Below are 18,235 nucleotides of genomic sequence, written 5' to 3'. Positions count from 1 at the left end.
TCACCGGCCGTCAACACAATCCAGCTTCGGGGTGCACGCCTGCCGCAACACGCCCTGCGAGGACCGAAACTCCAGCCGCCAGCGCCCCACCGCAACACGCCCTGCGAGGACCCGGAAACCCCCACCCCACACAACGCGCTCCCGCGAGAACCGCATCACCTCAACTCCGCCCCAACACGAAATCCCGAAAAACCCCCACCGCCCGGCTAACCGGCTCCCCCCGTCGCCAAGCCAGCCCGATCGTCCTCCCCACCGGCGGCTCGATCGGCACCTCCGCCACCCCCGCCGGCGCCCCCGGCTCGAAATGCGGCAACAGCGCCACCCCCAGCCCCGCCGCCACCAACCCCCGCACGGTGTCCGACTCCTGCCCCTCGAACGCGATCCTCGGCGAAAACCCCGCCTCCGCACACAACTCGTCCGTGATCCGCCTCAGCCCGTACCCGGGCTCCAGCATCACGAACTCCTCATCCGCCAGCTCCGTCATCCGCACCCCCACGCGCCCAGCCAACCGATGCCCCGAAGGCACCGACAACAAGATCGGCTGCGTCGCCAACACCGCCGTCTCGAACACCACATCCGACGGAACCGGCGCCAGCAACGCCAAATCCAGCTCGCCACCCGCCAACCGGTCGACCATCTCCTGCCGCGACCCCTGCACCAACGTGAACCGCGCCCCCGGCACCTGTGCCCGATACCCCCGCAGCAACGACGGCACCAACGACCTCCCCAGCAGGTGCAGGAACCCCAGCACCACCCGCCCGCTCTCCGGCTCGATCTCCTCCCGCGCCAACCGCGCCCCCGCGTCGACGGAAGCCAGCGCTCGTTCGGACGCCTCCGCCAACAGCTCCGCGGCCCGCGTCAGCCGGATCCCCCGCCCGTCCGGCACCGTCAGCGGCGCCCCCAGCGACTCCCCGAGCGCGGCCAGCCGCCGGCTCACCGTGGGCTGCGGCACACCCAGCAGCTCGGCCGCGCGTGTGACGTTCCTCGTGCTCCGCAGGGTCGCGAGGAGCAGCAGGTGGGGCGCGAGCTGGGAAGTCAGGTTTTCATGCGTCACAATATGGATTATCGCGCACAACCGTATTGGACGTATTGGTTAGCTCTCCTTACTTTCGGCGGATGTGACCACTACTGCCAGTACCACCGTCCGGGTCAAGGTCGCCGTCGCCGCTGCCGGGTTCACGTCGTTCGCGCTGCTCTACGCGCCGCAGCCGGTGCTGCCGCAGCTCGCGCAGCAGTACCACCTCGACCCCGGTGGCGCGTCGCTCGCGGTGAGTGTGGCGACGGGCGCGCTGGCGATTTCCGTGCTGCCCATCGCGGCACTGTCCGAAGTGGTCGGGCGCCGGTCGGTGATCATCGCGTCGGTGGTGATCTCGGCGGTGCTGGGGCTGCTGCTGCCGCTGGTGCCGTCGTACTCGGTGATGCTGGTGTTGCGTGCTGTCCAGGGTGTGGCGATCGCGGGCTTCCCCGGCGTCGCCACCGCGTACCTCGTCGAGCGGCTCGGCAAGGTCGGCGTCGCGGCGGCGGTGGGCGCGATGATCGCCGGCAACTCCATCGGCGGCATGACCGGCCGCCTCGCGACGGGTTTCACCGCGGGTCCGCTGGGCTGGCGCGGTGCGCTGTACGTCGTGGCCGGCATCTCGCTGGTGTGCGCGGTCGTCACCGTCGTCGTGCTGCCGAGGGGCCGGCAGCACCAGGAAGACCGGCAAACCCTGCGTGACGTCGGGATCGGCCTGCTCCACGCCGTGCGCAAACCCGTGCTGCTGGCCCAGTACGCCGTCGCGCTGCTGGCCATGGGCTCGTTCGTCGCGCTCTACAACGCCGCGGGCTTCCGGCTCACCGGCGAACTGCACCTGTCGGAAGCCATCGCCTCACTCGTCTTCCTCGCCTACGCGCTGGGCTCGGTCTCCTCCGCCACGGCCAACCGGCTGGCGACGAGGATCGGCCGCCGCCGCGCGATCATCGGCGCGTTGCTGCTCATGGCGGTCGGCGCGGCGCTCACGATCCCGGACTCCGTGGCCATGGTCGCGGTGGGCTTCGTAGTGCTGACCTGCTCGTTCTTCGCCGCCCACGCCATCGCCAACAGCTGGGCCGCTGCCGAGGCGCCCGAGAACGCCCGTGGCCAGACCGGCGGCTTCTACACGCTCATGTACTACCTCGGCAGCAGCGTCGGCGGCGCGGTCGGCGCGGTGATCTACGGCGAAGCCGGCTGGGCGTGGCTCATCGCCGCCGTGGCCGTGTGGCTCGTGCTCGCCGCGGCCGCCGTCGGGGTGGGCACCACGATGCAGGTCCGCACACGCGAGCTGGCGCACACGTAAAACTCAGCCGACCGCCGCCACCAGCAGCCCGCCGCCGACGGGCAACAGGGCCGGGACCAGGCGTTCGTCCTCCCGCATCGCCCGTGCGACCTCGCGCAGGGCGAGCGTCTCCGGGTCCCGCCGCGACGGGTCGGCCACGCGGCCGCCGGCCAGCACGTTGTGGAAGGCGATGATCCCGCCGCGGCGCAGCAGCGAGACGCCCTTCTCGTAGTAGTTCGGGAACTCGAGGCGCGCCGCGTCGATGAACACCAGGTCGTAGCCGCCGGGCGTGAGCCGGGGGAGCACGTCGAGGGCGCGGCCGACGATCAGCCGCGTGCGGCCGGGCGGGATGCCGGCTTCGAGGAACGTCTTGCGCGCCGCGCGCTGGTACTCCGGCTCGAGGTCGATCGACGTCAGCACGCCGTCCGGCGCCATCCCGCGCAGCAGGTGCAGGCCGCTCACGCCGACCCCCGTGCCGACTTCCACCACGGCCCGCGCGCCGAGCGTCGCGGCAAGGAAACGCAAGGTCGCGCCCGCCCCCGAGGCCAGTGGGGCGCAGCCGAGGTCGGCCGCGCGCACCCGCGCCGCGGCCAGTACGTCGTCGTCGGGAAGGTACCCGTCGACGTACTCGGCGCCGACCGGCTCGGCCGCCGAGGCCGCATGCGTCCCGGAACTCACGCGCGAAGGTTAGCGTTGCTTGTCGATAAATCAGCGAAGGCTCCCTGGTAAGCCCGCCGAAATAACTTCTCAGCCTGCTCTCAGTCCCGTCTCACTAGAACCATAAGGAGACCCGACAAACTCAATCTCGACCGCGCGGGAACACCGTGCCCGAGCGCAGCGTTGGCTGAGCAGAAGAGGAGAGTCGCAGATGGAGGTGCCTGCTCCCCTGATGCAGAACGCCGACAAGTCGGAACCCGAGCCGGTGACCGTGGACTCGGGCGAGGCCACCTGGACGCCCCCGTCCTGGGACGAGGTCGTGCGCGAACACGCCGACCGCGTCTACCGCCTGGCCTACCGCCTCACCGGTAACGCGCACGACGCCGAGGACCTCACGCAGGAGACGTTCATCCGCGTCTTCCGCTCGCTCGCGTCGTACAAGCCGGGCACCTTCGAGGGCTGGCTGCACCGCATCACCACGAACCTGTTCCTCGACATGGCGCGCCGTCGCTCGCGTGTGCGCATGGAGGGGCTGCCGGACGACACCGACCGCATCGTCGGCGACGACCCGAGCCCCGAGCAGGTCTACACCGACACGCACCTCGACCCCGACCTGCAGGAGGCGCTCGACGAGCTGCCCCCGGAGTTCCGGGCCGCCGTGGTGCTCTGCGACGTCGAAGGCCTCTCGTACGAGGAGATCGGCGCCACGCTGGGTGTCAAGCTCGGCACCGTCCGCAGCCGCATCCACCGCGGCCGGCAGGCGCTGCGTGCGTCGCTGGAGCGCCGCCGTGCGCTCCGGGGCGAGTCTGTGAAGGTGTCGGTATGACCGCTGCGCGAGGGTGGGGTCTCCCCGAGTCGCACTTGCTTCCCGATGTCGTGGTCGCCCTGGTCGACGGCGAGCTGTCCCTCGGCGCGCAGGACCGCGCGTCGGCCCACATCGCCCGTTGCCCGGGGTGCGCTGCCGAGGTCGCCGCCCAGCGGCAGGCCGTCGCGGCCGTGAAGGGCGCCGGCGAGCCGTCGATGTCGGCCGGGTTCCTCGCGAGCCTGCGGTCGATCCCGGACCACACCGAACTGCCCGGCTCTCCCGACAACCTGGCCATGACGGCCGACGGCCAGCTCGTCGCCATCCAGCGCCCGGACCGTGTCGCCGGCCTGCGTGACGCGGGGGTTCTCGGAGGTACTGCCCCGTTGGGCTCGTCCACGCCGCTCGGGCACTCGTCCCACGTGCTCGGCGGCGGCCGTTTCACCCTCACCCGTAAGCGCGCCGCCCAAGGCGCGGGCGTCGTCGTCTCCGGGCTGGTGCTGAGCGCCCTGGCCCTGGTCGGCACCACCGCCGACAGCGGCGAAGGCGCCCCGGACACCGGCGGCGTGCCCCAGCCCAACGCGAACCTGCTGCCCGCCCAGATGGCCGTACCCCGCTCCGAGCCGACGCTGCCACCCTTGTCCCCGACGTTGCCGACGGCCACGCCGGTGGTCGACCGGCTGACCCCGGTTCCGGCGCGCTGAGCCACCCGCACCGCTTCTCCAGGGGGAGGTAGCGGTGCGGGGCGACAGCCCGTGCCGGCGGTGTTTCGACCACTGCGCCGGTTGGCTGAGCAGTTGCCGGCCGTTGCGGTGCGCGGCCGGCTTTCCGCCACCGACCGCCACGTGGGCGGTCGTGTGGCCGGGCCCGAATCCGCTCGACGACCGACCCTGACCGCCGCGGCACATCGGCTGGCGAGCGCGGGGCAACAACAGCCATGCTGCTGGTGGTTCGGAAGCTGCGAGGGCTGAGTGGCCGCCCGCGTTCCAGCTCGCTGAGTCGACTCGCCGCAGCGAGCCCAAGCTGTCGCCGAGTACCACGTGGGCGGTCGCGTGGCCGGCCCGGATGGGCTCGACGAGCTACCGCGCCGCCGCAGCAGATCGTGTGGCGAGCGCGGGGCAACAGCCATTTCACCGTCGTCTGGGCAGACTCGGACGTCGAGGCTTGGGTATCGTCACGCCCAGCCACCTGATCTCAGCCCCGGGGAATGATGACCGAGCAGCCGAACGCGAACTCCGCCCAGCCGCCTGCCGCGGGCGACGACCGGCTGGGACCACGGCCGCTCGACCGCCCCGCCGTGGACCCGGCGCAGGAAGCGGTGTTCGGGCGGCCGCGCGGTGTCGACGGGGCGTTCGACAAGCTCTACACGCCCGCCATCAACGGCAAGGGCAACCTCGACCTGGCCCCGCCCACGCCCGAGTCGCTCGCGGAGGCGTTCCGCCGGCCGCCGGGGGCCGAAGGCGTGGTGCTGGAGCGCCCGCGGGAGGCGACCGGCGAGCAGCCCGCGCCCGAGGATCCCCTGTGGACGGACACGCGCGATCCGTGGCGTGATCCCGCGGCCGGCGCCGTGCTGGCCGGCCCGGCGATGCCCGCGGAAGAGGAAGAGAAGCCCCGCAAACGCCCGTCCGGCGCGCTGCTGAGCCTGCCCGAGGTGCTGTTCGGCCGTCGCGTGCAGCCGAAGGCGCTGGCGTTGCTCGGTGTGGTCGCGCTGCTCGTGGGTGCGGTCGGCGGGCTCGTCGGCTGGTGGATCGCCGACACGGGTTCGGCGCTCACCGGCAGCGCCACGATCTCCGAGGCCGAAGCGGCGAAGGAACGTCCGCCGGGGTCGATCGCCGACATCGCGAAGCGCGTCTCGCCCGCGGTCGTGTCGCTCGAGGTCTTCAAACCCGGCGCCGACTCCGGTGAGCAGGGCTCGGGCGTGATGATCGACCCGCAGGGCTACATCCTCACCAACGAGCACGTGGTCACCACCGCCGTCGCCGACTCGAGCGTGAAGATCACCGCGATCTTCAACGACGGCACGCGCACCGAAGCCAAGATCGTCGGCTCCGACCAGAAGACCGACCTCGCCGTGGTGAAGGTCAACGTGACCAACCCCGTGGTGATGCAGATCGGCAAGTCGGCCGACCTGCAGGTGGGTGACGCCGTGATCGCCGTCGGTTCGCCGCTGGCGCTGCAGAACTCCGTGACGTCCGGCATCGTCAGCGCGCTCGACCGGCCGATCACGGCCGGCGGCGACAGCGGCGAGCCGCCCGTGACCTATGAGGCCATCCAGACCGACGCCGCCATCAACCACGGCAACTCCGGTGGCGCGCTCGTCGACGCCACCGGTGCGCTCGTGGGCATCAACTCGTCGATCCGCTCGTCGAGCGCCGACGGCGGCAGCATCGGCATCGGCTTCGCCATCCCGAGCGACTACGCGATGAAGATCGCGAAGGCACTGATCAAGGACGGCAAGGTCGTCCACGCGGACATCGGCATCAACGCCTCCTCCACGGTCGCCGGCTCGTCGACGATGGGCGCGCAGGTGAAGAACGTGGAGCCGAACGGTCCCGCGGCCGCGGCCGGCATCAAGGAGGGCGACGTGATCACGAAGATCGGCGACCGCCTGGTGCGCGACTCGGCGGAGCTGACCGTGGCTGTCCGCAACCACGACGTCGGTGAGGTCGTGCCGGTGCAGCTCGCGCGCGCCGGCGCCGTGCTGGTTGTCGACGTGACTCTCGGGTCCGACTGATCGACGTCACATCGTCTTAAGCCCCGCTTCGTCCTTCGGGCCTGCCGGAACGCGGGGCGGCCCGGGTACTCTGACGGGGGAAGCACCGAGCGGAGGTTCACGGGTGTTCGACAGTGTCGGATGGGGCGAGATCCTCGTGCTCATCGTCGCCGGTCTCTTCATCCTCGGCCCGGAGCGCCTTCCGGAAGCCGCGTCGTGGATGGCGAAGAGCGTGCGCAAGGTCCGCGAGTTCGCCAACGGTGCGCGCGCGCAGCTGCGCGAGGAGATGGGACCGGAGTTCGACCAGCTCCGCAAGCCGCTCGAAGACCTGCGCGGGCTGCGCAACTTCGACCCCAAGCGGGTCGTGACCCAGCACCTGTTCGACGGGGACTCGGATCCGTTGGGGCTCAACAGCTTCGACTCCACGAACGGTTCGAACGGGACAAACGGGTCCAATGGCTCCAACGGTTCCCCCGCCGTGAAGCCGCAGAGCGCCACGTCGCAGGCCGAACCGCTCAAGCCGGGCGAGCGGCCTCCGGTCGACCCCGACGCCACCTGAGCGGCGGGCCGACTGACCTCGGCCGGACCGCGCGAGGTCGGGTGAGAGCCGACTTGCGGTGCTCGGAACGGACGAGTTGGCTGTGGCGGGTTGCCGGTGTGGCGGCCGGCCCGACGTGACCCGACCTCTCGCACGACGAAACGAACTTCCTGGGTAGCCTCGGGCAAACCGCCCATAACGACCCTGGAGGTCTCTGACATGTCACGCCGTGCGGGCGCCCTGGCCGCAATCATCGCCGCCGCGGGTGTCCTGGCCGCCGGGTGCACCGCGGACGACGAGCCCAGCACTCGGCCACCGGCCGCCTACACGTCGGTGCCCGCCCCCGCGACGACCGGTGGCCCGTTCGCCTCGCCGTCCCCGAGCAGCACGCTGAATGCCCCGGCCGGCGACCAGGCCTACGTGAAGCGCGGCGCCCAGACCGGCCTGCCCGACGTCGACGTCCTGATCACGCTCGACTGGGCCAAGGGCAAGATCAACCCGCCCGCCGGCACCGTCGATGTGCAGGTCGGCAACCGCGTCCGGGTCGTGCTCACCTCGGACCAGCAGGTCGACGTGAACGTCGACGGCCACCCCGAGGCCGCCACCGCCGTCGGCCCCGGCGACTCCGCGAACATCGACTGGGCCGTCACACAGCCCGGCGGCGTCGCGGTGACGCTGGGCGCCGACAAGACCCTCCTGACGACGGTCCGCGCCTCCTGAGTACCGGCGAACCGCTCAGCGGCCGGCGGGGCTGACGTTCAGCATCATCCCCGCCAGGCCGCGGGCCCGGACGGTGAGCTTCTTCGCCACCGCCTTGAGCACGAGCGACGCCGGCGCGTCCGGCTCCGCCAGCACGATCGGCGTGCCCTCGTCGCCCTGCTCACGCAGGCGCGGGTCGAGCGGCACCTGGCCCAGCAGCGGCACCTGCGAGCCCACGGACTTCGACAGCGAGTCGGCCACGGTCTGGCCGCCGCCGGAGCCGAAGATCTCCATGCGCTCGCCCGAAGGCGTCTCCAGCCACGACATGTTCTCGATGACGCCGGCCACGCGCTGGCGCGTCTGCATCGCGATCGCGCCCGCGCGCTCGGCCACCTCGGCGGCGGCCTGCTGCGGCGTGGTGACCACGAGGATCTCCGCGTTGGGAATCAGCTGCGCCACGGAGATCGCGATGTCACCGGTGCCCGGCGGCAGGTCGAGCAGCAGGATGTCGAGGTCGCCCCAGAACACGTCGGCGAGGAACTGCTGCAGTGCGCGGTGCAGCATCGGGCCGCGCCACACCACGGGCGCGTTGCCCGGCGTGAACATGCCGATGGAGATCACCTTCACGCCGTGCGACTGCGGCGGCATGATCATCGTTTCGACCTTGGTCGGCTTCTCGCGCGCGCCCAGCATGCGGGGGATCGAGTGGCCGTAGATGTCCGCGTCCACGACACCCACGGACAGGCCACGCTCGGCCATGGCGACGGCCAGGTTCACGGTGACCGACGACTTGCCGACCCCGCCCTTGCCCGAGGCCACGCAGTACACGCGGGTCATCGAGCCCGGCTGCGCGAACGGGATCACCGGCTCGGCGGAATCGCCGCGCAGCGACTTGCGCAGCTCGGTGCGCTGCTCGTCGCTCATCACGTCGAGCTCGACCCGCACGTCGGCGACGCCGGGCAGCTTCTTGACGGCCTTGGTGGTGTCCTCGGTCAGCGTCGCCTTGAGCGGGCAGCCCGCCACGGTGAGGTAGATGCCGACGGCGACCACGCCGTCTTCGCCGACCACGACATCCTTGACCATGCCGAGGTCGGTGATCGGCTTTTTGATTTCGGGGTCGTACACGTCCTTCAGCGCGGTGCGGACGTCTTCGACGCTGGGGAGCTGCTGTGTACTCGTCACCAGACCCATGTTACGTACCGGTCGGCACGTCCGATTTCGCCGCCTGCTTCGGCTTGCGTGACTTCGGGCTCATCACGAGGTCGTCGCGCAGCCGGTCGAGCTCGCTGCGCAGGTAGTCGCGGGTGGCGACCTCGCCGACGGCGAGCCGCAGCGCCGCCAGCTCGCGCGCCAGGTACTCGGTGTCGGCCTTGGTCTGCGCGGCGCGTGCGCGGTCTTCGTCGAGGGAGACGCGGTCGCGGTCGTCCTGCCGGTTCTGCGCGAGCAGGATGAGCGGCGCGGCGTACGCGGCCTGCGTGGAGAACGCCAGGTTGAGCAGGATGAACGGGTACGGGTCCCAGCGCAGCGACACCGCCACCAGGTTCAGCACGATCCAGACGATCACGATCACCGTCTGCCAGAACAGGTATTTCCCGGTGCCGAGGTTCCGGGCGATGCGTTCGGTGAAGCGGCCGAAAGTGTCCGGGTCGATGTTGAGCCGGAAACGCGCCTGGCTGCGCGGCTGGTCGAGCCGGCGGCCCGAGGTGAGTTCAGGCAAGGTCGGCCTCCTGGGTGTGGACTTCGGCCTGGTCGTGGACTTCGGCAGGCACGTCGGCGACGTCGTGCAGCCCGGTTTCGCGCCAGTCGTCGGGCAGCAGGTGGTCGAGCACGTCGTCGACGGTGACGGCGCCCAGCAGGTGCTCCTCGGCGTCGACCACGGGGCCGCACGCCAGGTTGTACGCGGCGAAGTAACGCGTGACCTCGGACAGCGACGCCTCGGGGCGCAGCGCCGTGAGGTCGGTGTCCACGGCGCTCGCCACGAGCTCCGCGGGCGGCTCGCGCAGCAGGCGCTGGAAGTGCACCACACCCACGAACCGGCCGGTCGGCGTCGCCGTCGGCGGGCGGCACACGAACACCATGGTGGCCAGCGCGGCGGGGAGGTCGGCGTTGCGGATGTGCGCGAGCGCCTCGGCCACGGTCGCGTCGGGCGTGAGCACCACCGGTTCCGGGGTCATCAGACCGCCGGCGGTGTCGGACGAGTAGGCCAGCAGCCGCTTGACCGGCGCCGACTCCTCGGGCTCCATCAGCGCCAGCAGCCGGCGCTGGTCGGCGGGCGCCAGCTCGGCCAGCAGGTCGGCGGCGTCGTCCGGGCTCATCGCCTCGAGGATGTCGGCCGCGCGCTCCTCCGACAGGTAGGCCAGCAGCTCCTTCTGGTCGTCGTCGGGCAGCTCTTCGAGGACGTCGGCGAGGCGTTCGTCGTCCATCGCGTCGGCGACCTCGTGCCGGCGTTTGAGCGGCAGATCGCGCACGGTGGCGGCGATGTCAACGGCCCGCATCGTGTCGAACAGCATCAGCAGCTGCCCGGCGCCTTGGGGTTCCTGCGCGGTCAGATCGGTGAGGCCGAGCCCGGCGACCTCGTTCCACGGCAGCACGTGCATGGCCGTGCGGCGGCGGGCGAGCCCGAGCCGGGTCTGGCGTTCGCGGATGGCGAGCCTCGCGAGCACCCAGTCGCGGGTGCGGGTGGGTTCCATCGCGGCGTCGACCACCGTCACGCGCGTTTCCGTGCCGGCGAGCGACGCGTGCGCGTCGAGCAGCTGCCCGCAGACGAGGACCTCGTTGGGGCGCTGGGTGAAGTGCCGCATGTTCACTGATCCGGTGGCCAGCGTCACAGCCGTCGGCTCGATCGTGGTGACGCGCAGCATCGGCACGAAAACGCGCCGCCGCGTCGCGAGCTCGACCACGAGGCCGAGGATGCGGGGCGGCTGCTGGTCGAGTCGCAGGCCCGCGACCACGTCGCGGACCTTGCCGATCGACTCGCCGTCGGGCCCGAACACCGGCAGACCCGCCAGCCGAGCCACGAAAACCCTGTTCACGGCAGCCATGAGGCAGACACTATCCGCAAGCAGGCCCCAGCGCCCGCGTCGCGTTGCCGTGTCTTGCCAGCGTCTTCTCAGCTAGGACTTGCAGGCCCAGGCGGCCAAAGCGGGCAGAGCGTCGTAAGCCGGCTGTTCGTCGCCGAGATCGGTGACGTCATGCAGATCCGACTCGAACCACAACCGGTTCTGCACCGCGCGCACGAGCGTCCACGCGCGGGCGCGATCGGCCTCGAGTCCGGTGGCAGCCAGTTTGGCGTCCACTGTGGATTCGCCGAACCGGTTCCACAGCAAGGAGAACACGCCGTACTCGAGGTCACCGGCGATCGGCTTGGGGTCGATCACGAGCCACGGTTCGCGCCGCGCGGCCAGCACGTTCTCGTAGTGCAGGTCCTCGTTCACGAGCAGCGCGCCCGCGGTGGGGCCGAGGTCGCGGCACACGGCGAGGGCCGCGTCGAGCTCGCGGCGGGGGAACGGGCCGCCGAGGTCGTGCCAGCTCTTCGGCAGCTCCTCCAGGAGGCGTTCGGCTTCGCCGGTCAACGTCCGCGACAACTCCGGTGGCGCCGGCACGGCGAGCCGGCGCGCGAGCTCGCTCATGATTTCCACGGCTTCGAGCACCGGCGCTGTCTGCAGTGTCCGCGTGTGATCGAGGCGCTCCAGCAGCTGCGCCCCTTCTTCACGCGCTGACTCCAGCAACAGCACGGAACCGCGACCGGCCCATGTGGACAGTGCCAGCGGCTCGTCGCGCGATTCCTCGTGCGGCCAGCCCAGTTTGAGCACGGCGGGCGTGCCGTCGGCCCGGCGCGCGGGCTGCACGACACCGACGAAACCGTGCATCGCCTCGCCTTCGAACTCCAGGTCCCACTCGCGGGCGAAGCGGTCGGCCAGGTCGGGCAGCGACGCCAGCCACGGCAGGCACTCGGGTCCGAGAACACGGGGTGCGCGGGCGGCGAACGCCGGCGGAATCACGAGTCGGGTCACATTCCCCATCGTGCTGGTCACGTCGAGTCATTTCCCTGGGCCCAAACCGCGCGTACAGTCAAAATCCAGGGGTTCTGCGATCCCGGGGAGCTGCCATGATCGTTGAAATTCTCAGCGCGGTGGTCGTCGTGGGCGGAGTCTGGCTCGCCTCCGGTGTGCGCGTGGTGAAGCAGTTCGAACGTGGCCTGGTGTTCCGCTTCGGGCGGGTGCGCCCGGAGGTGCGCGGGCCCGGCCTCACGCTGCTGGTACCGGTTGCGGACCGCATGCAGAAGGTCAACATGCAGATCGTCACCATGCCGGTCCCGGGGCAGGACGGCATCACGCGCGACAACGTGACGGTGCGCGTCGACGCCGTGGTGTACTTCAAAGTGATCGACCCGGTCTTGGCCGCGATCAACGTGCAGGACTACCGCGCGGCCGTCGGGCAGGTGGCCCAGACGTCGCTGCGGTCCATCATCGGCAAGAGTGACCTCGACGACCTGCTGTCGAACCGCGAGCGGCTGAACCAGGGCCTGGAGCTGATGATCGACAACCCCGCGCTCGACTGGGGCATCCACATCGACCGCGTCGAGATCAAGGACGTGGCCCTGCCGGAGACGATGAAGCGCTCGATGTCGCGCCAGGCCGAGGCCGAACGCGAGCGCCGTGCCCGCGTGATCTCGGCCGACGGCGAGCTGCAGGCGTCGCACAAGCTGGCCCAGGCCGCGGAGACGATGGCCCACGTCCCGTCGGCGCTGCAGCTGCGCCTGCTGGAGACCGTGGTGCAGGTGTCGGCGGAGAAGAACTCGACGTTGGTGCTGCCGTTCCCGGTGGAGCTGCTGCGCTTCCTCGACGCGAACACCCCGCAGGCCAAGGGGCCGGCGGCCGAGGAGCCGGCCGTCCCCGAGCCTCAGGCACCCGAAGCCCAGACACCCGAGCCCCAGCCGCCCGAACCCGAGCCACCCGAGCTCCAGGCACCCGAGCCCGAGCCGCCCGCGTTGGAGCGACCCGTGGCGCAGGTGACCTCGCCGGCGTCCAACGGGCACGCCGGCCCGCCGCAGCCGCGCCAGGAGGGTGACGCGCTGGCGGAGTGAACCGCGGTGGCTAGTTGTCCAGGTACCCGTTGGTTCCGAGGATCACGATCGTGACGAAGAAGCCCACGTACAGCGCCACGATCACGTAGCCGATGACTACGGCCGACAGCGCCATGCCGCGTCCGCCCGCTTCGCCGCGGTTGGCCTTCGCGAGTGCGATGTGCCCCATGACGATGCCGGGGATCGCGATCAGGCACGTGAGCAGGCCCAGCAGCGAGCAGACGAGCGCGCCGATGGCGAGGCCGTTGGACTGCTGCGGGCCGTACGGCGAGTACGGCTGACCGTAGGGCTGCTGCGGGTAGGGCCGGCCGTACGGCGCGGCGGCCGGCATGCCGGGGCCACCGTGCGCGCCCGGGTACGAGGCGGTCGGGCCCGGGTAGGGCTGGCCGGGGTAGGCCGGAGCCGCGTACGCACCGGACGGCTGGACGCCGGGGTACGCGGCGGGCTCGGGCTGTCCGGGCACGGCGAAGCCGCCGGAGGGCTGAGCGCCGGGCGGGGCGTAGGGAGACGGCTGCTCACCGGTCGTCGTGTTCCCCGGCGCCGCGTACGGCGACGCGGTCGGGGTCGAGCCCGGCGCGGCGAACGCGGTCTCGCTCGAGGACCCGGTGCTGCCCGGCGCGGCGAAGGCCGTCGGCTGGTCGCTCGCCGCGCTGACGCTGTCGGCCGAGCTGAACGCCGTCGCGTCGCCCGCGGGCGGGTCGTACGGCGCCGGGTCCGCGGTGGCCGGCGGGTCGTACGAGCCGGGGTCGGCGGTCGCCGGCGGCTCGTACGCCGTGGTCTCGTTCGGCCGGTCCTGCGGCTCGGACGGGTTGGTCATCGGGTTCCCCCTCGGTTCTGGTGGTCGCCCACCGCGAGCCTTCTCAGCCGAAGGCGCCGTACTTGTCGAGCTCGTGCAGCACGAGCGGGATCATGATCCCCCACACGGCCAGCGCCAGGTAACCGATCACGAAGCCGGCGATGGCCAGCGCGCCGCCGGTCGCCCGCCCGTGGCGCGAGCGGTAGTAGGCGATGTGCCCCATCACGACCCCGGCGATCGCGGCGGGCGCGCACACGATGAAGCCCGCGATCGAGCACACCAGCGACCCGATCGCCAGCCCCGCGCCGGGCGGCGGGCCCTGCGGCGGGTACGGCTGATGCTCGAACGACGGGTGTTCGTAGCTCTCGTTCATCACGCTCCCTCCCGGCCACAGGTTGCCCGGAACCGCACTTTAACGGGGCAAACGTGGCCACGGCGTGAGCACCCTCATAGGCGCGTACCTGCCCGGCCGTCCATACTCCGCGGTAACCCCGCGGAAGGAGCCCGTGATGGCCCGCCTCGCCCAGACCGCCGGCCTGTCCGATGTGCAGTCGGAGATTCTCGCGACGGTGCGTTCGTTCGTGGACAAGGAGGTGATTCCGCGTGCGCAGGAGTTGGAGCACGCGGACGTCTATCCGGTGGAGATCGTCGAGGGGATGAAGGCGCTGGGCTTGTTCGGGCTCACGATTCCCGAGGAGTACGGGGGTCTTGGTGAGTCGCTGCTGACGTATGCGTTGGTGGTGGAGGAGATCGCGCGGGGCTGGATGAGTGTGTCGGGTGTGATCAATACGCATTTCATCGTGGCGCACATGATTTCCCGGTATGGCACCGAAGAGCAGAAGCGGTATTTTCTGCCGCGGATGGCGACGGGGGAGGTGCGGGGTGCGTTTTCGATGTCGGAGCCGGATCTGGGTTCCGATGTCGCGGCGATCAAGACCCGTGCCCGTCGTGATGGTGAGGGTTATGTGATTGATGGCGCGAAGATGTGGCTGACCAACGGTGGCACGTCGAACCTCATCGCGTTGTTGGTGAGGACTGATGAGGGTGCGGAGAAGCCGCATCAGAACCTGACGGCGTTTCTGGTGGAGAAGCCTGAGGGGTATGGCGAGGTGGCGCCGGGTCTGACGATCCCGGGGAAGATCGAGAAGATGGGGTACAAGGGGGTCGATACGACGGAGGCGGTGTTCGACGGTTTCCGTATCGGTGCCGATCGGGTGCTTGGTGGTGCGCCGGGCGGGGGTTTCTCGTTCATGATGGACGGTGTCGAGGTCGGGCGGGTGAATGTGGCGGCGCGGGCGTGTGGGATCGCGATCCGGGCGTTTGAGCTGGCGGTGGAGTATGCGCAGCAGCGGCGGACGTTCGGGAAGCCGATCGCGCAGCATCAGGCGATCGCGTTCAAGCTGGCGGAGATGGCGACGAAGGTCGAGGCCGCGCACCTGATGATGGTGAACGCCGCGCGGTTGAAGGATTCCGGTGCCCGCAACGATGTCGGGGCGGGGATGGCGAAGTTGCTCGCGTCGGAGTTTTGCGCCGAGGTGACGCAGGACGCGTTCCGCATCCACGGCGGTTATGGCTATTCGAAGGAGTTCGAGATCGAGCGGTTGATGCGGGAGGCGCCGTTCCTGCTGATCGGTGAGGGCACCAGCGAGATCCAGAAGACGATCATCAGCCGCGGCCTGCTGCGCGAGTACAAGTCGAAATCCTGAGCAGTACCCGAGTTCATACCTGGTGCGCAACGTCTGCCGCGCGCGACTTCGGTCCACACGCGACATTCCCGTCGCCGACGGCTGGGACCTCACCGCGGCCACGCTCGCCACTCCCGAGCACCTGCTCGACGACCACGCGCTGCGCGACTGGGTCTGGCAGGCCGTCGGACAGCTCTCGCCGCCCGTGCGGACGGTGATGATCCCGGCACTTCTCGCTCGGCGGCACGTCGTACGAGCAGATCGCACGGGCGCTCGGTATCCCCGGCGGCACCGTGCGCAGCCGGCTGAACCAGGGCCTCGGCCGCTGGGGTACGCCGGTGAGCACCGGGTGAACTCACCGCGCTCGGCCGCAGCCAGGGTGTCCAGCGCGTCGACGGCGGGTACATCTGCGGCCGCGACGCCGACGGCACCCGAGCTGATCGACGACCGCCCGGTGCTGAACACGATCGGGTGCCGGCCCTCGTCCTCGTCGGCCGCTACGACGTGATCTGCGGGGAGCAGTGGGGCCGCGAGCTGCACGAGGGCATCCCGGGCTCGGCTCTTCGGCCACCTGGAGGAGCCCGCGCTGCTCGCCGACGCGGTGGTCGGTCTCGCCAAGGGGCTGGACCACTGACCCACCCCGGGTGAACGGCATTCACCAGTATGCGGTTCGCACGGTTCGCCGGTTCTTGACAAGATGGACCCCTCGGACCGGACGAGTACGCAGGTGATGATGGTGAGCAGTCCCTTTGGTGGTGGCCGGCCGGCCGGGCCGCCGCGGCTCCCGACGCCGCCCACCGGCTGGCCGATCGGGTCGTACGGCACCTACCAGGAAGCCCAGCGCGCGGTGGACTTCCTGGCGGAGAGCGAGTTCGCGGTCACCGACGTGACGATCGTCGGCGTGGACCTGATGCTCGTGGAGCGCGTGATCGGCAGGCTCACCTTGGGCCGGGTCCTGGGCGCGGGCGCGATGTCCGGCGCGTGGTTCGGGTTGTTCGCCGGGCTGTTGCTGGGCTTTTTCGTGAACCAGGGCTTCGCGTTGCAACTGCTCACCGGGCTCGTACTCGGCGTCCTTTCCGGTCTGCTGTTCGCCGGCATCAGCTACCGCGCCTCCCGCGGGCGTCGCGACTTCTCGTCGGCGAGCCAATTGGTGGCCGGCCGTTACGACGTGCTGTGCCAGCCTCGTTCGGCCGAACAGGGGCGGGAACTGCTCTCGAAGCTGGCGTTGAAGCCGCCACCCGCCACCGCCTGACACCTGTTCTCCACTGCCCGGCGCCGCATCCGGGTGGTGCCGGGCAGTGAAGAACACGGGTGGATTAGGGGATGCCCTAGGTCGAATTCGGGTTGTGCCGTTGGCGAATTCGTGCTGAGTCACCCGAATGGAAGCACGGTCGGTCCACAGTTCACCCCGGTTATTCCGGCGTTTCGCGCTGCGCAACCCTGAATCGTTACGGATACTGCTTGCGGGGTGTGATCGCCGGGCATAGGTTGTCCGACACCAGTCGGGCGGCCGCGTCCTCCAGCGCGACCGACCGAGCACTGGCACGTCGGGGTGCTGGCGCGACTCGCCTCATCGCGTCGTGATGCCTGGGGGCGTCACGGTAACCGGCGTGCGCGGGTGAGGAGGCTTTTGTTCGATGGGGAAGAAGAGGCTACGGGGTCGCTCGCCCGCCCGAACGGGCGCGCTGCTGGCCGCCGGATTGATGACCACGGGTCTGCTCGCCGCGTGTGGCACGGGCGGGGGACCGATGAAGATCAATGTGTACTACGCGCCTGAGGACAATTTCCAGACCGTTGTGGACAACTGCAACAAGGCCGCGAACGGGCGCTACGAAATCGTCTACAACAAACTCCAGCGCGGAGCCGACGACCAGCGAATCCAGATGGCTCGCCGGCTCGCCGCCGGGGACACCTCGATGGACATCCTCGGTCTCGACGTGACGTGGGTGTCGGAGTTCGCCGAGGCGGGCTGGTCCGAGGAGTGGACCGGGCAGAACAAGGCCGCCGCGTCCGACGGCGTGCTGCAGGGCCCGCTCGAGACGGCCACCTATGAGGGGAAGCTCTACGCCGCACCGAAGAACACCAACGTGCAGCTGCTCTGGTACGACGACCGCATCACCCCGAACCCGCCGAAGACGTGGGACGAGATGATGCAGATGTCGCAGCAGCTCAAGAAGGAAGGCAAGCCGTACAGCATCGTGTTCACCGGTGCGCAGTACGAAGGCCTGGTCGTCATCTACAACACGCTCGTCGAGTCCCTCGGCGGCCACATCCTGTCCGACGACGGCAAGTCCGTGGTGATGGACCAGGGGGCGGTGGACGCGCTGGCGCTGCTCAAGCAGGTCACGTCGTCGGGCATCACGGACCCGTCGCTGACCAACCAGAAGGAGGACGACGTCCGCCAGACGTTCCAGCGCGGCAATGCCGCGTTCGAGCTCAACTGGCCGTTCGTCTACGCCTCCTACGCCGAGGAGAAGCCGCAGGACCTGTCGCACTTCAAGTGGGCGGTGTACCCGGAGGCGAAGGCCGGCATGCCGGCGAAGACGACCATCGGTGGTTACGACCTCGCGGTGAGCACGTACTCGCAGCACAAGCCCGAGGCGTTCGAAGCCGCGTTGTGCTTGCGCAGTGCGGAGAACCAGAAGTTCTCGGCCATCAACGACGGCGTGCCGCCGACCATCGAATCGGTGTACCACAACGACGTTCCGCTCGACCCGTCGAAACCGGCGTCGAACGACAACCCGAACATGGCCATCAAGTACCCGATGCGCGACACCATCCTCGACGCGTTGAAGACCGCCGCGGTGCGCCCGCTTTCCCCGGCGTACCAGAACGCGTCCACGGTCATGTCGAAGATCCTGTCGCCGCCTTCGGAGATCGACCCGCCCGTGACGGCCCAGCAGCTGCGGGAACAACTCAGTGACGCGCTCCAGTCGAAGGGAGTGATCCCGTGACCGTCCAGGAC

At 70.2% G+C, this 18,235-nt stretch carries 19 protein-coding genes; 11 read left to right on the top strand and 8 right to left on the bottom strand.

Translation table 11 applies throughout. The features are described from left to right. Positions 1 to 160: 160 nt before the first annotated feature. Positions 161 to 1,054 carry a LysR family transcriptional regulator gene (locus QRX50_RS02250; RefSeq protein ID WP_285970332.1) on the bottom strand — a complete coding sequence of 298 codons (894 nt, stop codon included), beginning with the start codon at positions 1,052 to 1,054 and terminating at the stop codon, positions 161 to 163. Positions 1,055 to 1,118: 64 nt separating this feature from the next. On the opposite strand from QRX50_RS02250, the gene QRX50_RS02245 reads away from it, so the two are divergent. Beyond that, a complete protein-coding gene (locus QRX50_RS02245) occupies positions 1,119 to 2,315 on the top strand; it encodes an MFS transporter (protein ID WP_285970331.1) in 1,197 nt (398 codons plus the stop codon). Between the two features lie 3 nt (positions 2,316 to 2,318). On the opposite strand, the gene QRX50_RS02240 is transcribed toward QRX50_RS02245, so the two are convergent. Next, complete coding sequence (locus tag QRX50_RS02240) at positions 2,319 to 2,972, bottom strand: O-methyltransferase (RefSeq protein ID WP_285970330.1); 654 nt, start codon at positions 2,970 to 2,972, stop codon at positions 2,319 to 2,321. 190 nt (positions 2,973 to 3,162) lie between these two features. Between QRX50_RS02240 and sigE the strand changes: the two genes are divergently transcribed. The 5 genes from sigE (at position 3,163) to QRX50_RS02215 (ending at position 7,724) form a co-directional block, all read left to right on the top strand. After that, the gene (gene sigE, locus QRX50_RS02235) at positions 3,163 to 3,777 is read left to right on the top strand and encodes an RNA polymerase sigma factor SigE (RefSeq protein ID WP_285970329.1); all 615 of its coding nucleotides are present in this window, start codon (positions 3,163 to 3,165) and stop codon (positions 3,775 to 3,777) included. Beyond that, positions 3,774 to 4,457: a zf-HC2 domain-containing protein gene (locus QRX50_RS02230; protein WP_285970328.1), complete on the top strand. Its 684-nt coding sequence runs from the start codon at positions 3,774 to 3,776 to the stop codon at positions 4,455 to 4,457. The genes sigE and QRX50_RS02230 overlap by 4 nt, the downstream gene beginning before the upstream one ends. 506 nt (positions 4,458 to 4,963) lie before the next feature. Next, the gene (locus tag QRX50_RS02225; RefSeq protein ID WP_285974330.1) at positions 4,964 to 6,487 is read left to right on the top strand and encodes a S1C family serine protease; all 1,524 of its coding nucleotides are present in this window, start codon (positions 4,964 to 4,966) and stop codon (positions 6,485 to 6,487) included. A gap of 103 nt (positions 6,488 to 6,590) precedes the next feature. After that, positions 6,591 to 7,025, top strand: coding sequence for a Sec-independent protein translocase protein TatB (gene tatB / locus QRX50_RS02220; RefSeq protein ID WP_285970327.1), 435 nt, complete (start codon positions 6,591 to 6,593; stop codon positions 7,023 to 7,025). A gap of 198 nt (positions 7,026 to 7,223) precedes the next feature. Further along, positions 7,224 to 7,724 (top strand): hypothetical protein, encoded by a 501-nt coding sequence (locus tag QRX50_RS02215; protein WP_285970326.1) that lies wholly within the window; start codon positions 7,224 to 7,226, stop codon positions 7,722 to 7,724. A gap of 15 nt (positions 7,725 to 7,739) precedes the next feature. Here QRX50_RS02215 and QRX50_RS02210 read toward each other — a convergent pair whose 3' ends face one another. The 4 genes from QRX50_RS02210 to QRX50_RS02195 form a co-directional block, all read right to left on the bottom strand. Further along, positions 7,740 to 8,885 (bottom strand): Mrp/NBP35 family ATP-binding protein, encoded by a 1,146-nt coding sequence (locus QRX50_RS02210; RefSeq protein WP_285970325.1) that lies wholly within the window; start codon positions 8,883 to 8,885, stop codon positions 7,740 to 7,742. A 10-nt stretch (positions 8,886 to 8,895) separates the two neighbouring features. Next, the gene (locus tag QRX50_RS02205; RefSeq protein WP_285970324.1) at positions 8,896 to 9,420 is read right to left on the bottom strand and encodes a DUF1003 domain-containing protein; all 525 of its coding nucleotides are present in this window, start codon (positions 9,418 to 9,420) and stop codon (positions 8,896 to 8,898) included. Beyond that, positions 9,413 to 10,744, bottom strand: a complete 1,332-nt coding sequence (locus QRX50_RS02200; RefSeq protein ID WP_285970323.1) for a magnesium transporter MgtE N-terminal domain-containing protein — start codon at positions 10,742 to 10,744, stop codon at positions 9,413 to 9,415. Before QRX50_RS02200 ends, QRX50_RS02205 begins: the two co-directional genes overlap by 8 nt. Positions 10,745 to 10,816: 72 nt before the next feature. Continuing rightward, the gene (locus tag QRX50_RS02195) at positions 10,817 to 11,716 is read right to left on the bottom strand and encodes an aminoglycoside phosphotransferase family protein (RefSeq protein WP_285970322.1); all 900 of its coding nucleotides are present in this window, start codon (positions 11,714 to 11,716) and stop codon (positions 10,817 to 10,819) included. A gap of 95 nt (positions 11,717 to 11,811) precedes the next feature. Here QRX50_RS02195 and QRX50_RS02190 point away from each other — a divergent pair, with 95 nt between their 5' ends. Continuing rightward, positions 11,812 to 12,789, top strand: coding sequence for a slipin family protein (locus tag QRX50_RS02190; RefSeq protein WP_285970321.1), 978 nt, complete (start codon positions 11,812 to 11,814; stop codon positions 12,787 to 12,789). Positions 12,790 to 12,799: 10 nt separating this feature from the next. Here QRX50_RS02190 and QRX50_RS02185 read toward each other — a convergent pair whose 3' ends face one another. Together QRX50_RS02185 and QRX50_RS02180 are read right to left on the bottom strand one after the other, a co-directional pair. Beyond that, positions 12,800 to 13,606: a DUF4190 domain-containing protein gene (locus QRX50_RS02185; protein ID WP_285970320.1), complete on the bottom strand. Its 807-nt coding sequence runs from the start codon at positions 13,604 to 13,606 to the stop codon at positions 12,800 to 12,802. A 43-nt stretch (positions 13,607 to 13,649) separates the two neighbouring features. Continuing rightward, positions 13,650 to 13,958 (bottom strand): DUF4190 domain-containing protein, encoded by a 309-nt coding sequence (locus QRX50_RS02180; protein WP_285970319.1) that lies wholly within the window; start codon positions 13,956 to 13,958, stop codon positions 13,650 to 13,652. 136 nt (positions 13,959 to 14,094) lie between these two features. Here QRX50_RS02180 and QRX50_RS02175 point away from each other — a divergent pair, with 136 nt between their 5' ends. The 4 genes from QRX50_RS02175 to QRX50_RS02160 all read left to right on the top strand — a co-directional run bounded on the left by QRX50_RS02175 (position 14,095) and on the right by QRX50_RS02160 (position 18,224). Further along, a complete protein-coding gene (locus tag QRX50_RS02175) occupies positions 14,095 to 15,291 on the top strand; it encodes an acyl-CoA dehydrogenase family protein (protein WP_285970318.1) in 1,197 nt (398 codons plus the stop codon). Positions 15,292 to 15,313: 22 nt separating this feature from the next. Then, positions 15,314 to 15,778, top strand: a complete 465-nt coding sequence (locus QRX50_RS50225; protein WP_285970317.1) for a hypothetical protein — start codon at positions 15,314 to 15,316, stop codon at positions 15,776 to 15,778. 222 nt (positions 15,779 to 16,000) lie between these two features. Continuing rightward, entirely contained in the window at positions 16,001 to 16,522 is a 522-nt protein-coding gene (locus QRX50_RS02165) for a YflT domain-containing protein (RefSeq protein ID WP_285974329.1), read from the top strand. A gap of 385 nt (positions 16,523 to 16,907) precedes the next feature. Further along, positions 16,908 to 18,224 carry an ABC transporter substrate-binding protein gene (locus tag QRX50_RS02160; protein ID WP_285970316.1) on the top strand — a complete coding sequence of 439 codons (1,317 nt, stop codon included), beginning with the start codon at positions 16,908 to 16,910 and terminating at the stop codon, positions 18,222 to 18,224. Positions 18,225 to 18,235 lie beyond the last annotated feature (11 nt).

Source organism: Amycolatopsis sp. 2-15 (assembly GCF_030285625.1).
GTDB lineage: Bacteria > Actinomycetota > Actinomycetes > Mycobacteriales > Pseudonocardiaceae > Amycolatopsis > Amycolatopsis carbonis.
Note: the sequence above shows the minus strand (reverse complement) of the source record. Positions and strands in the feature narration are given on the sequence as shown.